Annotated in this window: 10 protein-coding genes; 6 read left to right on the plus strand and 4 right to left on the minus strand. The window is 48.8% G+C overall.

The annotated features are described in order from the left end of the window. Positions 1-40: 40 nt before the first annotated feature. On the minus strand, positions 41-4756 hold the full coding sequence (locus Pan241w_RS06775; RefSeq protein ID WP_145212821.1) for a PQQ-binding-like beta-propeller repeat protein: 4716 nt from the start codon (positions 4754-4756) through the stop codon (positions 41-43). A gap of 653 nt (positions 4757-5409) precedes the next feature. Here Pan241w_RS06775 and Pan241w_RS06780 point away from each other — a divergent pair. From Pan241w_RS06780 to dnaB, 6 genes are all read left to right on the plus strand, one after another. Further along, positions 5410-6027, plus strand: coding sequence for a 50S ribosomal protein L25 (locus Pan241w_RS06780; RefSeq protein ID WP_145212824.1), 618 nt, complete (start codon positions 5410-5412; stop codon positions 6025-6027). A 29-nt stretch (positions 6028-6056) separates the two neighbouring features. After that, complete coding sequence (gene pth, locus Pan241w_RS06785; protein WP_232107378.1) at positions 6057-6656, plus strand: aminoacyl-tRNA hydrolase; 600 nt, start codon at positions 6057-6059, stop codon at positions 6654-6656. Positions 6657-6784: 128 nt separating this feature from the next. Beyond that, the gene (rpsF, locus tag Pan241w_RS06790; protein ID WP_145212827.1) at positions 6785-7201 is read left to right on the plus strand and encodes a 30S ribosomal protein S6; all 417 of its coding nucleotides are present in this window, start codon (positions 6785-6787) and stop codon (positions 7199-7201) included. A gap of 84 nt (positions 7202-7285) precedes the next feature. Continuing rightward, the gene (gene ssb, locus Pan241w_RS06795; RefSeq protein ID WP_145223246.1) at positions 7286-7777 is read left to right on the plus strand and encodes a single-stranded DNA-binding protein; all 492 of its coding nucleotides are present in this window, start codon (positions 7286-7288) and stop codon (positions 7775-7777) included. Positions 7778-7868: 91 nt separating this feature from the next. After that, positions 7869-8375, plus strand: coding sequence for a 50S ribosomal protein L9 (rplI, locus tag Pan241w_RS06800; RefSeq protein ID WP_145212830.1), 507 nt, complete (start codon positions 7869-7871; stop codon positions 8373-8375). Between the two features lie 194 nt (positions 8376-8569). Continuing rightward, positions 8570-9991: a replicative DNA helicase gene (dnaB, locus tag Pan241w_RS06805; protein ID WP_145212834.1), complete on the plus strand. Its 1422-nt coding sequence runs from the start codon at positions 8570-8572 to the stop codon at positions 9989-9991. A gap of 33 nt (positions 9992-10024) precedes the next feature. On the opposite strand, the gene Pan241w_RS06810 is transcribed toward dnaB, so the two are convergent. Genes Pan241w_RS06810 through Pan241w_RS06820 form a run of 3 tightly spaced genes read right to left on the minus strand, consistent with a single transcriptional unit; the run spans position 10025 to position 15169 of the window. Continuing rightward, positions 10025-10918: an HDOD domain-containing protein gene (locus Pan241w_RS06810; protein WP_145212837.1), complete on the minus strand. Its 894-nt coding sequence runs from the start codon at positions 10916-10918 to the stop codon at positions 10025-10027. A 46-nt stretch (positions 10919-10964) separates the two neighbouring features. Then, entirely contained in the window at positions 10965-13223 is a 2259-nt protein-coding gene (locus Pan241w_RS06815) for a GGDEF/EAL domain-containing response regulator (RefSeq protein WP_145212840.1), read from the minus strand. After that, positions 13211-15169 (minus strand): cache domain-containing protein, encoded by a 1959-nt coding sequence (locus Pan241w_RS06820; RefSeq protein WP_198000361.1) that lies wholly within the window; start codon positions 15167-15169, stop codon positions 13211-13213. Before Pan241w_RS06820 ends, Pan241w_RS06815 begins: the two co-directional genes overlap by 13 nt. Positions 15170-15241: the final 72 nt, after the last annotated feature.

Below are 15241 nucleotides of genomic sequence, written 5' to 3' on the forward strand. Positions count from 1 at the left end.
ATCATTGTATTTTTATGCGTTTCATTTCGCAAGTGGATTTCTAATTCTTTTTAGGGGGCGGTTCCGGAACCGGATGGATCTCCGGGTGCCGAACAGCAAGTTCATCGGCATCATATAGCCGAATTCTTGCACCATAGGTCAGGATTTCAATCATTTTTTGCTGTTGATCGGTATTGATTGCCCGGATATTGGAATCGACAGGGGCTTCCCAGGTCAGGAGATTTTTTCCTGATTGCTTATTCAAGGCCTGTAAACTGAAGATGCTGGTATGGCGGTTTCCAATCTGTCTGTATTCACGGGAGACAAGCAGGATGACAGGCAGCAGATTTTGCTGGTTGAGAACCAGGTGTTGTTTCTTTACTTCCTGGTTCCAAAGCCGTTTTCCAGTCTGGCGATCATAAACATACAACTTTCCATTGATGGGAATCGCAGGGACATTGACGGAGATGGAATTGTGTGTCTGTGTATGGCCGACGAGGTAGATGTAGTCGTGGTCGGTGACCAGATAGAACTTTTTATGATTTTTGAGTTCTGCTTGCGTGAGCGATTCCAGAGACGATTTTTTCCCCGTTCTCAAGTCAACAATTGTGATTTCCCCTTTTGGTGTCAAAACTGACAGGTAGTGCTGGTTGAACAGCCCGAATTGAGAATCCGGGGGGAAGTCGATACTCCAGTTTTGTTCTTTTGACTGGGAGTGAAAACGGTAAACCGCGGTATGTCCTGGTTTCTGGCCAGGCCGTTTTTTGTCATTGGGCGATGAAATTGAAACGAAGGCTGTTTCGCCTTGATAGATTGCGTGTTGGAGATCATCGCCTACCTGTGAGAGGGGAACCGGCTGGCCATCGCTGACACGCAGGACCTTTTTGGTGATCCGGTCTCTGGTAACGAGGTAGATCAGGTGATCGTCTCCCAGGACCCTGGTTTCATTATCGACGTTTTCATGCGTCCAGCGAATTTTTCCTGTTCTGGTATCGACCAGAATTATTTTGCGACGGCTATAGAAACAGGTGTAATCTGCATTGGCGGCAGCAATCATTCCCACATTACGAACCGCAATGGAGGGGTGATGACGATGCACCAGTGTGCTTACAGATTCCATTGAAGCGGGCGTCAATTGATACGCGTTGGAGTGGTAACGATTCGTCTGTTTCTTTTCCAACCTCTGACTCCAAATCAGCTTTTGGCCTACGAGATCAAAGCAGTGCAACATATCGCGGTGTTGCAGGATCAGATTGTGACCTACTACTTCACTTTCATTAAAGCCTGATGAGCGATTCAAATCAGAGGATCGGAGTGGAGTCGACCAGATCAGGTGTTTGCGATCAGGAGTGAAGATCGTGAGTCGATTCTGTTTCGGATCTACGATCAGTGTTCTGTTCTGGAAGAAGGGCAGGCTGGAATCACTCGTATTCAATATGAATTCCCGAGCGGAATAATAGCGGGAAGGTTTCCCCACAATGAGAGTCAGTTGCTGTGGTCGCCAGGTTTTTTGTTGATCCCGTTCCAAATTTGTGAGGGAGGCCTGTTGTTTTTGTTTCAGAAACTGCTGGAGTGTCTGGTTTTCTGTGACCTGAAGATGGGGATCATACTCTGCAAGTCGTTCCAGGTAGTATTTTGCATCCTGATTCAACTGAAACTTCAGACAAAGTTCCGCCATGCGGGCCAGCCCCTGGGCTGCCAACTGTGGCTGATTCTGTTTTACCAAGCGTGTGAGCCAGAGCTCGGTCTCATAGAACTGGCCGGAGTTCATTGAAGCCGCAATGACTTTTTGTAATACCGGAAGTGTGGCTTGATGAAAGCCAAACTGTTGCAGGAAGCGTTCTTGTTGCCTTTGTTTCAGGCTTAAGACCTGTTGTACTCTTTGCTCGATTTGGAGTGAAAACTGTTCACGGTCTGTGGGGGTCGCCTGTTTCCAAAGATCGGTTGCCTGTCCTGCAATCCAGGAATCAATCTGTGTTTCGGTGGCAGCTGTCTGGAAGTATGTTTCTTCCGGTATCAGTGCCAGTTCCATGAGTAACGCGATCGCATCAGAGAATTGTTCTTTGGCGGCGTAACGTTCAAACAGCAGTCTCTGGAGTTCGATCTGCTCGCTCTCTGAGCGGACTTGTTGTTTGAGTTGCTCGACGAGGTCATCATGTTTCTGGAAATCAGATCGGATCAGGGAAGAGAGACAGTTGATGGTCAGTTTTTGAAGTTGATTTCGATATTGAGCCGGCAGTTGCTTTTGATCAATTTGTTGTAATTTCAGAAGCGCTTCCGGGTAAGAGTGGCTCATCATCAACATTTCAGACTCTTTTAAGAGTGCCAGTGGGGCTTGCGTCTTTTGCTGTTTGATGCTTGCGATTTTTGCTTCGAATGACTGTTTTTGTTCATAGCTGACCAGGCCTGTTGCACTCAGTGAGAGAAATTGTCCATTTTGAATGATCAGGTTGCCCAGAGGCTGGTCATGAGTTTCGTTGAAAAGTTTATTGATGACCTTTCCGGATTTGACATCCAAAGTCCAGATTTGCCCACTTTGTAGCGGAATGTGTAGGCGCTGGTCTGCAATCACAGCCTGTCCGGATGGGGCGCCTGCTGATGCTTGAAATGCAGTGTTCCACTCTGTCTTACCGGTCTTCAATGAAATCGCAGTCGCACTATTGGTTCCCACCAGCAGAATTCGATCATCCACTACACCTGCCAGATACAATGACGTTTCTTTGGCTCGTTTTGCCCAGCAGGGGGATCCGGTGATCAAATCCAGACAAACCAGAGTTTCACTGTCCGGGGGAGTGTAAACGACTTTGTTTCCGGAAATGACGGGGGCGGAAGGGCACCAGCGTTGATTGAGCTCTTCAATCGAAGTTTGCCGGATGCGATTGAAACGCTGGTTTGAGCTATTAGAGCCGTCGGTGACATATTGGGTTGACCAGAGGACCGAGTGATTCAGTCGGTCAATGGCTGTCACTAATCCAATTGTGGTAGGGCAGACGATGACACCCTGATCGATGGCAACAGGGGCAATCCACCAGCGTCTTACCATATCCTGCGCGATATCCTGGTCAGGATTGCCGATCTGTTGTGACCAGAGTTCTTCTCCGGTTTGGGGATTCAGGGCATACAGGCGAATCTCCCGGTCCCGTTCCCCAACGATATATAATTCGTTGTCTGACGGAGTCGGTGCACCCATGAAAAAAGTGCCCGCCAGAGGCAGGTCAAAAGGTTCATCAAATTGGGTACCGCCAATTTTCCATTTTTGTTGCCCTGTTTGCAGGTCATAAGCAACAATTTGGTTGGATGACCAGGAATCGGCGACGTCCTCACCCCTTCTCAGGTTGCGACGAAATCGATTCAGGTTCCTGGATAAACTGGTGCCCCCGAGATTGAGCCGCATGTTTTCCAGAACATAGAGTTGCCGCCCATCACAGCTTTGGCTGCCCCAGTTTGCATTTCGATAAATCAGGCTTGTTAAGGCATGTTTATCGGGGTTGGTCCCATTATAAACGGGGAAGGATTGGTCTTCCGGGGTCGGATCAAATAGCCCCCGTGCCTGTGGGGTATTGAGGCCTTTTAGCTGTGCTGCGATAAAAGATTCTTCGGGTGAGTGTTCCAGAGTCGATTCCCAGAGCGGAGCCCCCGTCAGTGCATCCAGAACCTGAATGCCTTTGAGTGTCCGGAACACAATTTTCCCCTGTGTTGCTAAAGGGGGGAGTGCAGGAATCGTTGCACGACCGGAACTGGCGAGATCTTCCTGGATCAGTTTCAATTGTGACTGGATCGAAAGATTTGAGGTCAGCGGGTATGACCAGCGGGGAATCAGTAATGGATCGGCATGTTTCGCCCGCGCAGCGTGGCTGGGAGAGCCAAACAGCATGGGCCACTCATCCAGCAGTAGATTCGCAGTCAAATTCAGGTCCTGTTGCTGACTGAGCCAAGACTTGGGTGCTTCCACAGAGCCGCCGATACTGATCGGTTTTTCTCCCAGTGAAGCGTCTCGTGCAGAATGAAATAATTCTGCGATGAGCGATTCTTTCCCAGTCTGTTTGAAGATAAAAGCGGCTTTTGTTTTCCACTGCGAGGTTTCCGTAATGGATGTGTTTGAATTCAGCAGGCGTTGCAGATATTGTTCGGCTAAGCCAAATTCGCCTCGTTCCAGATGGTAGGACATCAGGAAATTCATGGCCTGCATTCCGGCCTGCGTGCCTGAGAATCGGGTTGCGATTTCGGCATAGTTTTCCGGTGGGGAGTGATTTTCCCGCGCATCGTTCAATAGTTTTTCGGCGAGTGCTTCATACTGACGGTTGAATTGTTCTCGTTGTTCGACCGGCAGGAGTTCCAGTAGTTGGTAGATCAATTCACGATCAGTGATGAGTGCGCGTTCGCCGGAGACATGGATTGGCAGGTTCAGACTGTTTTCCAGCATTAATTGCAATTTATCGCGTGCGGCGTTCCACTGTTGATCAGCAATTAATTTCCGTACGGTTTTGAAGCGGCGTTCCTGTTCCAGGTCTTGGGGAAAGCGGTAATAGCCAGGATTTTTTTTGGTGACAGGTATCTTAGCCGGTTGCCCTGGCGCTGGTTTGGGGCCGCCAAACCAGCCCTGGATGATTTTCTTCAGCGGGTTCAATGGGTTTTGGGGCTGAGCCTGTTGTTGTGCATTGGGTTGAAAAGGGTCTTTTTTTTCTTTCTCGTCCGCTTGCAGATTGATGGTAGAGGGCATCATCAGGCAGGTTATGACGATGAGGACGATAGTCCGGTTTAGAATGATTGAATGCATCAACTCAGCCTTCTGGTCGCCTGATAAGTAAAATGGAATCAGAGCTTCTTCTCTCGCTTTCAGCAAGGGGTGATTAAGAGATCGGTCCCCCCGGATGTTTGCGAAAACTCTTTATTCTATTCTACAGCCAGTTTTCTTTGAGCCAATACGGAATCTGTTGGATTCTGCCACTCTTTATTTTTGCTGTGATATTGTCAGGAATAGCCTGGTAGAGTTGAAAGGAGTTGTGTTCTTATGTATCGTTACCTGTGGCCTGTTAGAAGTGAAACCGGGCAGAGCAGTGAGCTTCTGGCAGGAGAAATCAAAAAAAACAGTCAGTCTTGCGACTTTCAACCAAGTTAGGGGGGGGAATCGGTTGCAGATTTGCTTGCGGGAAGTTATTTTTGCACGCTTCAACTATTGCATGCTAGCCGAGTACCAGCCGGAATTCCGGGTGGAGTCGCTTCAGTTGTCCCTGCAGAATGTGTCTTGCCAGAGACGAATCGCAAAGATTTGTCCTGATGGTTATGGAAAATGAGCACAATAGATGTAGGGGCGTTATGTTGGATTTCAGCCGTTTCAATTACATAGTGTCTAGTTATAGATTCAAAAGTCTTTAATGGAAGAGTGGATCAAGGCCTGGTGCCAGATCACTATTCGAGGAATGTTGGGAAATGTCAGACGATTTTGTATTGCCGAAAATCAGCGCTTTCAAACGGGATAAACTAGGTTCGATCGAAAGCCGCCGCATCCGTCGGGCTGGTCGGGTACCCGCTGTGGTATATGGCCATGAGCAGGAACCGGCTCATGTGAGTGTGGAAGATCACGATCTCCAGAATCTGATCAAGAACCGTGAACGCGTTTTCGAAATTGACGTGGATGGTCAGGTTGAAGAAACAATGCTGCGGGATCTGCAGTGGGATACTTTCGGAACTCAGGTCCTGCATGTGGATCTGATCCGGATTAATGCTTCTGAACGTGTGACAGTCGAAGTGCCTGTCAGATTGCGTGGAACCTCTCCCGGTGTCGTATCGGGTGGAATTCTGGAGCAGCCTCTGCATACTCTTGAACTTGACTGTCTGGCTCACAATATTCCTGATGATCTACCCGTGCGTATCAATGCATTGGAAATTGGCGACGCGATTCATGTCAGTGATGTTGAAGTCCCTCGCGGCTCCAAGATCCATAATGAGGGAGATCAGGTCGTTGTGCATGTTCTTGCTCCTAAGGGAGAAGAAGAGGAAGCAGCTGAAGAAGCAGCAGCAGAAGCTCCTGAGGCAGCAGCAGAGTAGTCATTCTCAGAGTGAACAATATAGATTAAGTGTTTGATGGCCTGACGGGTGGTGCTGTGAAAGTGGTCGTAGGACTGGGAAATCCCGGTAAACAATACGAACGAACGCGGCACAATGTTGGGTTTGACGTTTTGTCTCAGTTGGCAGAGTGGCACAGTGTGTCCGGGTGGAAAAGCCAGTTTGAGGCGGAAGTCGGTGAGTTTTCCTTTGCGGGGGAAAAAGTGTTACTGGTTGCTCCGCAAACGTTTATGAATTTAAGCGGTCGCAGTGTTGCGGCATTAGTGAAATTTTTCAAATTGCCTTCCACTGATGTGGTGGTAGTTTGTGATGATATGAATTTGCCTGTCGGGCGTCTCCGCATGCGGGGATCTGGTTCGGCCGGCGGTCAAAAAGGATTGCAGGACATTATCCAGAAGTTGGGTACGCAGGATGTGCCCCGTTTGAGAATCGGTGTGGGACGACCTCCTGCCGGATTTCCAGCAGCGGATTATGTTTTAGGGCGTTTTCGGTCTAAAAAAGATCTGGAACTGATCCCCCAGGCAGTGGAAGCAGCTGCGAAAGGGGTGGAGTGCTGGGTTCAAAGTGGTCTCGAAATTGCCATGAATCAGGTGAATGCACCTGAAGGATGATATCCCGGTTTGATTGAAAACCGGCAATGATAAACTGAAAACAATGGGAATCTGATTGTCATCTGGCCAACAGAGGGCCAAATTATTCCGGGAGAAAAGTCTTGTCTGTAGCAGAGAAAAAAGCGGTTATGGTAAATTACGAAGGCATGTTTCTGTTGGACAGTGGTAAGTTTGCCGCTGACCATGAAGGGACAATTGCTCATTTAATGGAAATTCTGGAAAAAGCAGGTGCTGAGATTGTGGCGCACCGTCCCTGGCAGGACGGCAAGCTTGCCTATGAGATTGAAGGCCATATGAAAGGTCTGCATTATCTGGTCTACTTCACAATGCCTGGAAGCGGGATGGAAGTGATCACCCGATCTTGCCATCTGAGTGATATTGTCATTCGTCAGTTGGTTATCAAGCAGCCTCAAACTTTGTTTGATGCAATGGTTACCGCAATCGATCCTTCTTCGGCTCCTGAAGCAGTAGAAGAGTCTGACAACAGCGAAACTGCGGAAGTAGATGCAGATTATGATGCCATTGATGATGATGACGAAGACTAAGTCTTTGTTGTCCTCTTGGTTGGATCTGACTCAGATCTTCCGGGACGTTCGAACGCAAACCATTCATTTTCAGGGAGGCCGATGATGGCCAGTTTCAATAAAGTCATTCTGGTAGGTAACTTAACACGTGACCCACAGGTGCGTTATACACCCGGGGGAAGTGCTGTTGCTGAGATTGGGCTCGCCGTGAATCGGAGTTGGTTTGACAAGAATTCTAATTCACGCAAGGAAGAAACCACATTTGTGGACGTGACTTTATGGGGGCGAACAGCAGAAGTTGCCAGCGAATATCTTACCAAAGGGCGTTCGGTTCTGATTGAAGGTCGGTTGCAGCTGGATCAGTGGGATGACAAGGAGTCAGGTCAAAAGCGGAGCAAGCTCAAAGTCGTTGGCGAAAATATGACCATGCTGGGAGGTCGAGGCGAGTCTGGCGGTGGTGGTGGAGCTCCTTCAGGTGGAGGAGGTTATGCCTCTCGAGGAAATGCACCTTCACAAGGTGGGGCTTCCAGTGCTGCGGATTCATTTTATGATAACGCACCCGGCGGAGGAGTGCCTGATGATGATGTGCCTTTCTAGCAGAGCTACATTTTCAAACCGCTTGTGAGAAAAAGTAACAGTTTTAATTGAAACGATTGTATAAAACAGAAAATTACGGAAGTGATTGATAATGGTTCGCAAACAACGTAACACCTCAGTCGTCGGTAGTTCCAAGTCGTCTATCGAGGTTTTGCTGGCAGAAAAAGTTGATAGTCTGGGTGATCAGGGCGATATTGTTCGAGTAAAGCCCGGATATGCTCGTAATTTTTTATTGCCCTATGGTCTGGCTACCATTGCCACAGAGCACAACAAGTGGATGGTGGTTCAACACCAGAAGCGAATGGCAGAGCTCGAGAAAGACCGTCTGAAGTCCTTGAAAGGACTGGCTGACAAACTCAGCAAGCACAGCGTGACGATGGAAGCTAACGCCAATGAAGATGGCCATCTTTATGGGTCGATCGTTGCCGTTGATATCAGCAAATCACTCAAAGAAGGTGGTTTTGAGATTCCTGCTGACAGCATTCGGCTGGAAGGTCCACTCAAAGAATTGGGAATGTATACTGTTAAACTTCAGTTGCATGACAAGGTAAAGACCGAAGTCAAAGTCTGGGTCGTTCCCACTGCTGAAAAAAGCTAAGCCCGTTTGGCAAACATTTTTTGCCAGTCAGAGCTTCCCGTATAAGAGAGAGGTCCGGTATATTGCCGGACCTCTTTTAGTTTTATATGATTGAGTCTGCTGAGCGAATATTGAATTTCGGTTGCCTGAGTCTTTACGCAATCGTTCTGCATCAGCGATCTCATTTCTAACGTCTACAGAGCCAGGGGATGGTCATGTCAGTTGCCGGGAAAGGAAATTTTCGCCGCCCAAAACAGGAATCCGTGGAGGAATTGTTTGGGAAAGTTCCCCCACAGAATCTGGACGCGGAGAAAGCAGTCTTAGGCAGTATCCTCCTGGATAATATCGTGATTGATGATCTGGTTCAGATTGTCAAAGCCAATCATTTTTACAGCGACAAGAACGCGCGCATTTTTTCAGCGATTCTCAGGCTACATGATGCCGGTGTTCGCGGAATTGACGCGGTGACGATTGCCGAAGAGCTCGATTCCAAAGGGGAGTTGGCTGAAGCGGGCGATGTGCTGTATCTGCATGAAATTCTGGAGAGTGTCCCCCACGCGGCACACGCAGAATATTATGCCAAAATTGTCCGAGATAAATCGGTTCAACGCACACTCATTCATTCCTGTACCGAAATCATCCGGGAAAGTTATGCCCCCCAGGGCGATACCCTGGATGTTTTGAACAAGGCCGAGCAGAGCATCTTCAGCATTCTGGAACAGCAGGGTGAAGGGGACAAGATCGAGATCAAAGACATTCTGATGGATGCCTTTGATCGGATTCATGAACGCTCGCAAATGGATGGAATGCTCACTGGTTTGACGACTGGATTTATTGATCTGGATACGCAGATCAATGGATTTCAGCCATCGGAATTGATCATCCTGGCGGCACGTCCAAGTATGGGAAAGACGGCGTTGGTCTGTAACTTTGCGGAAGCTGCCGCAGACGACGGCGGTACGGCAACCATCATCTTCAGTCTTGAACAGTCCAAACTCGAACTGGCGGAACGTTTGCTGTGTATTCGCTCGGGAGTCAATGGTCATTCTTTGCGGGCTGGGGATCTGGAAGACGACGAACGTCATCGCCTGATGGAGGCTTCTTCCGAGATTAGTGAAATGCCTTTGTTTATTGACGATAAACCGGGGCGCACCATTCAGGAAATCAGTGCGATTTGCCGTCGATTAAAACGGCTGAGCAATCTGGGATTGATTATCATCGACTATCTACAGTTGATCGAACCTGAAGACAAGACGATGCCGCGTGAACAACAGATTGCACAGATCACCCGTCGTCTGAAAGGTTTGTGTAAGGAACTGAACGTGCCGATTATCGCGTTGGCGCAGTTGAACCGCGGCGTAGAGTTGCGTGAAGACAAACGACCGCGTCTGGCTGACCTGCGAGAAAGTGGAGCCATCGAACAGGACGCCGACTTGATTATGTTCCTGCACCGTCCCGATAAATATGACCCTGAAGACAGTCCGGGGCTGGCGGAAGTCGTTGTCGCGAAGCACCGTAGTGGTCCAACCGGGATTATTAATCTGACCTGGAAGGCTTCTTCAATGCGGTTTGCCAACTATGCCAACATGGACGTTCCCGAAGGGGGCTACATGGGTGACGGCGGCGGTTTTGGTTAAGCTTGAATGTTCTACTGCGAACTGATTTGACTCTCAACCGCCGAGTAATTGATGTGCTTCGTGGATCGAATCTCTCAGGCTTTCTCCCAGTGTTTCGATGTCTGATTCGCTCAGATTTAAAATGCTGAGGATCTCCGGAGCAATAGATTCTGATTCCACGGTGCGCGTATAGCCTTCATGGATCTGGGCGGCGAGGATGTCGGCGACATGGACGATCGCGGGCAAGTTACGGTCCGTTTGCGGAAGCTGCATCGGGTGATGGTGGTAGCGTGCGACATGTTCAAACTGCGGCGGGAACTTCCATTCTCTGCAGATGAAAGCGCCGAAAAGTTCATGTGTTGCCCCGAGTACCTGTTCTTCAGCCTGGCGAAATGTGGTGTTTTGTTCGTGACTCACAATGCCAATGATTTCTACGAATTCCTGATGGTTTGCCTGCATCTCGACCATAATGCCAATGTCGTGAATCAGGCCCGCCAGAAAGACCTCGTCAGGTTCGCCGATTTCACTTCTGACGGAGATTTCTCGTGCGCAGATTGCGACTGCGACTGAATGTGTCCAGAGATCACAAGGATCAAAATCGGTGCCGATGCGGTTCGATTTGAAGACCTTATTCAAGCTGGTGGCGATGGCAATGTTCTTGATCGCATTCAGACCTAACCGAACGATGGCACGATCGATGGAACCAATCTGTTGCGGGAAACCGTAGTATGAGGAATTCACAACTTTGAGAATACAAGCACTCAGTGCGGGATCGTTGACAATGACTTTCCTGAGATCGTCGGTCGTTGATTCCGGATCAGCGACGAGATTCATAATTTGATGGGCGACCGCAGGCAGGGTTGCGATATTTTTAATTTTATGAAAGGACGATTCCACGATAAAGGGAAACTCGTCTGTGTTGTCAATCTTTGGTTCTGTCCTAATCATTTCACCTGTCCTGATCTACGTCTGTTTTTTACTGGTATTTAGAGTGTTATGTTGTTGCTGTCTGCATTTCCGATGAATTTTGAGTCCAATCGATCTGGGAGCCGAACAGGGACTGGATTTCTTCGGTCGTGCATGGCTCTGAGAATAAGTAGCCTTGTCCATATTCGCAGCCGAGGGCCTGTAAGAGGATCAACTGTTCGCTGTCGGTGATTCCTTCCGCTACGACTTGTAATTCCAGGTTATCTGCGAGAGTCAGAATGGCCTGGAGCAAGGCTGCGTAGTCGCGAACATGTTTGGCATTCATCACAAAGGAACGGTCGATTTTTAGTACATCGAGTGGGAATTCATGCAGGCAAGACAAAGACGAATGACCGGTACCGAAGTCATCCATGTCGATCTTGATTCCTGATTTCCGAAGTTTTTTCAAAATGGGGATAAATGTTTTTTGGTCCTCCATGATCAGACTCTCGGTCACTTCCAGGTGCAGGTGTTCCGGGGGGATTGCATGTTTCTGGATGACCTGTTCGACGAGTTTTGCCAGGTTGGGGTCCAGCAATTGTCTGCGCGAGACATTGACATGCAGAAATCCTGGTGCATCGTCGCCAAATGTCTGTCTCCATTCTGCGAATTGCTGGCATGCTGCATCCAGGCACCATTGTCCGATAGCACCGATCAGGCCGGTTTCTTCTGCGACAGGAATGAAATCATCAGGACTGATCAGTCCGCGATCCGGATGCGTCCAACGGACTAATGCCTCGAGCCCTTCCAGTTTTCCTGATTCCAGTGAGACAATGGGTTGATAGAACAGGGAGAATTCGTTTTGTGAAATCGCTGTCCGCAGATCACCTTCGAGTTGCAGTCGATATTGCGCTTTTTCTCGCATGGTCTGATCAAAGATCAGATAGCTACCATGCCCGGCTGCTTTTGCCTTGTACATCGCCAGGTCGGCATCGCGGAGCATATCACTGGCAGATTGATATTGAAATTCACTGGTGACTACGCCGATACTTGCCGTCGAGTAAACCGTATGTGCTCCCAATTGATAGCTTTGGGAAAAAACATCGAGTAGACGTTCTGCTACGACAGTGGCATCGTCCAGGTTAGTGAGCCTGTTGAGCAGCACGACGAATTCATCGCCCCCCAGTCGGGCAGGTTTGATTTGATCAGTGCCCCGCAGGGTTGTGCGTAATCGTTGGGCGATTTCCTTTAAGAGTTCATCTCCCATGTCATGTCCGAGACTGTCGTTGATTAATTTGAAGCGATCGAAATCGAGGAATAGCAGTGCAAAATGATGGTTTGGGCCGCGGTCTATCGCAGTCTGAATGGAATCCAGAATCGATGCCCGGTTCGGCAGCCCGGTCAGGGAATCGTTATAGGCTTGTGTGTGGAGTTGCCCCATCAGTCTTTTGCGATCGCTGATTTCAATTCGCAGTGTGAAGTAGCTGACTGTCTTATCATGTTCATCCAGCATGGGAACAATCGTGGTATCGACCCAGTAGAGTGATCCATCTTTCGCACGGTTGCAGATCTCGCCCCGCCAGATTTTGTTTTGTTCGACCGTGGCGTATAGTTCCTCGAAAAACTCGTCCGGGTGATGATCGGAGAGGACGATGTTATGGTTCTGCCCCACAAGTTCGTCGTGGGAATAGCCTGAGACTTTGCAGAAGTTGTCATTCGCTTCCAGAATTGTGCCGTCCACGCCGATCATTGCGACAATGCCTGCCGCGTCAACCGCTTTGCGAAACGCCGCCAGTTCACGGTTTGTGGTTCCGACGGTCTGCTGTAGTTCGCTGATTTTCAGCTCGGCTTTCCTGGCCAGGTCCCATTTTTCCGTGAGGGAAGAGGCAAGCTGTCTGACCTCCACGTTGTCAAATGGTTTTTTCAGGATCAGCCAGCGGTCCATGCAGCCGAGCCGTTGTGACATTTCGGTCCAGTTATAGTCGTTGTAAGCCGTGCAGATCACAATCAGCAGATCAGGATCCACTTCCCAGAGACGCCCGACGGTTTCAATGCCATCCCAGCCGGGAGGCATGCGAATGTCGACAAATGCCATCGCATAGGGTTGGTCGTCCTGAATTGACTGGCGGACCTTTTCCAGGCCTGCCTGTCCTTGTGAAGCGGTATCGACATCGAATGCAAGTTCATCGGACGTCGCTGCCTGCTCGCCAAAAAAGGCGGCATAGGAGTCGCTGGTTGAGTTTGGCTTTACGCTGCCTGCCAGGATTTTCTTGAAGTCATCATGAATGGCTTCGTTGTCATCAATGACAAGGATGCGTCGATTGCGTGTTTCATTTATTTCGTGCATAGCATAGTCCCTGCCTTCTGGTACGGTATTTCCAGTGTAAAAGTGGCGCCTGTTCCAGGGCCATCACTGGAAGCGGTCAGGCTCCCGCCCAGTTCTCTTGCCGCCAGGATTGCACTATGGAGACCGAAACCGTGGCCTTCTTTACGAGTTGTGAATCCGTGGGAGAAGATTTTTGTCAGGTTTTCAGCAGTGATTCCCATGCCGTTATCCTGTACTTCGATCACGACCCGATCTTGTGCCTTGTGTTTCAAGCGAACCGTTAATAAGTGTTTTTTATTTCCGCTTTCCATACAGGCGTATTTCGCGTTGCTGATCAGATTCACAATGATTTGTAGTAAAAGTTGTTTGTCAGAAACTACTGGTTCAATATCGTCGAATTTTCGCACGATTTTGACTGAATGCCGCTCCATTGAAGCAGTGTTAATGTTGATTGCGTCTTCCAGTAATTCGACCAGCGAAAATTCTTCGAGAACTCCGGCAGTACCATTCGCGTTCTTTTGCTGGGATGCTACGACGGCTTTGATGTGATCGATGTTTCTGATCAGAGAGTGGACTTCTTCAAGAATCGACTCTTCCTCGCTTGATATCTGTTGGCTAACGTCGATCAGAAACCGCGGTAGGTGTTTTCCTCGGTCATCATTGGTCACAAAGTCGCCGATGTCGTCCAGGTGTTGTTGCATGACGTCGATGGCTTTGGTCAGATTATGGGCACTGGATTTGAGGACATTGTCCTGGATCAGGCCTGCAGAAACATTGACGCTGTTGAGTACGTTTCCAACGTTGTGTAAAACACTTGTGGCAATTTCGGCCTTACCTGCCTGGTGTGCCGTTTCGATGAGTTGTTTTGAGACATTTCTGAGAGATGAAATGTAGATGTAACAGACAGCAAACAGGACTCCGCCTACCACGAAACCAACGATGAGCAACAGGCTTGCCATCCTGCGTAGTTCTGCAGTCTGCTGGGTGATGTCTTTCATGATCACGAGACTGCCAACCTGTTGATCGCCGGCGTCCATTAGGGGCATGATCCCACCATGATACATTTTTCCGGTTGATGAATCTGTAAGTGAGATTTGTGTGTTTTCTGTTTTGCCGGAGTCAATTTGGGATAACAATTTTTGGGGGACTGATCCGATTGTCTTATCGATGATGACAAAATTTGATAACTGGTCCCAGTTTCCGGCGTGTCCCAGAATTTTAAGTCCTTGTTCCCATTGTTTCTGGTCGAGACAGCGTTTTTCGATGGCGAACACAACTTGTACTCCCAGAGTTTCCGATAGCTTGGGGGTGATGTGTTCAATTTCTTCGCCCAGTTCGATGTATCCGACATGTTTACCGTTAACGAACCAGGGTTTTACGACACGTAGCGTGAAGTGTCCGAATTTTCCTAATTCGATGCCGTAGGTTGTTTTCCCCGTTGTGGCTGCCTGCTTCATCGTTTTGCGTCTGATGGTATCACCGAATTGTGAAGGGCGATGCACACGTAAAAAACAGGTGTGCTCAAGGTCGATAAAGTAGAAGTGGGTGACTCGGTTTGATTTGTTGATTTTTTCATAGATCGGAGTTGCCTGTCGCAGCAGTTCTTCACGGTCTTTAGAAAACCAGGCTTCTTGGAGTTTTTCATTGTCGGCAAGAAACTGTTGAAATCCGATCAACAATGAAGCATCTTCATCGAGCTGATTTGCCAGAACCTGTTGTGCCCCTTTGACCCGGGCGTGCACATCTGAGTCGATGGCCTGTCGATCCTGCCAATACATCCCGAACAGACCACATCCCAGTATGACTACCATTGCGATCACCACGGGCAGCAGAATGCGCACCTTTAAATTGTGGTACAACCGGACGGGCTGTAACACCTTTTGTTGTGTCGTGCCTTTTTTTAAATCACGGCCCGACCTGCTTGACTGGTTTTGCTGTTGTGCTGATTCTTGTTCCTGATTGGACACTTCATTATTCCTGCTTTTGTTCTCGCTGTTTTTTAGATCAGGCAGAGTTTTGATCCATTCAGCGCGCTTTTG

This window comes from Gimesia alba (assembly GCF_007744675.1).
Classification (GTDB): Bacteria; Planctomycetota; Planctomycetia; order Planctomycetales; family Planctomycetaceae; genus Gimesia; species Gimesia alba.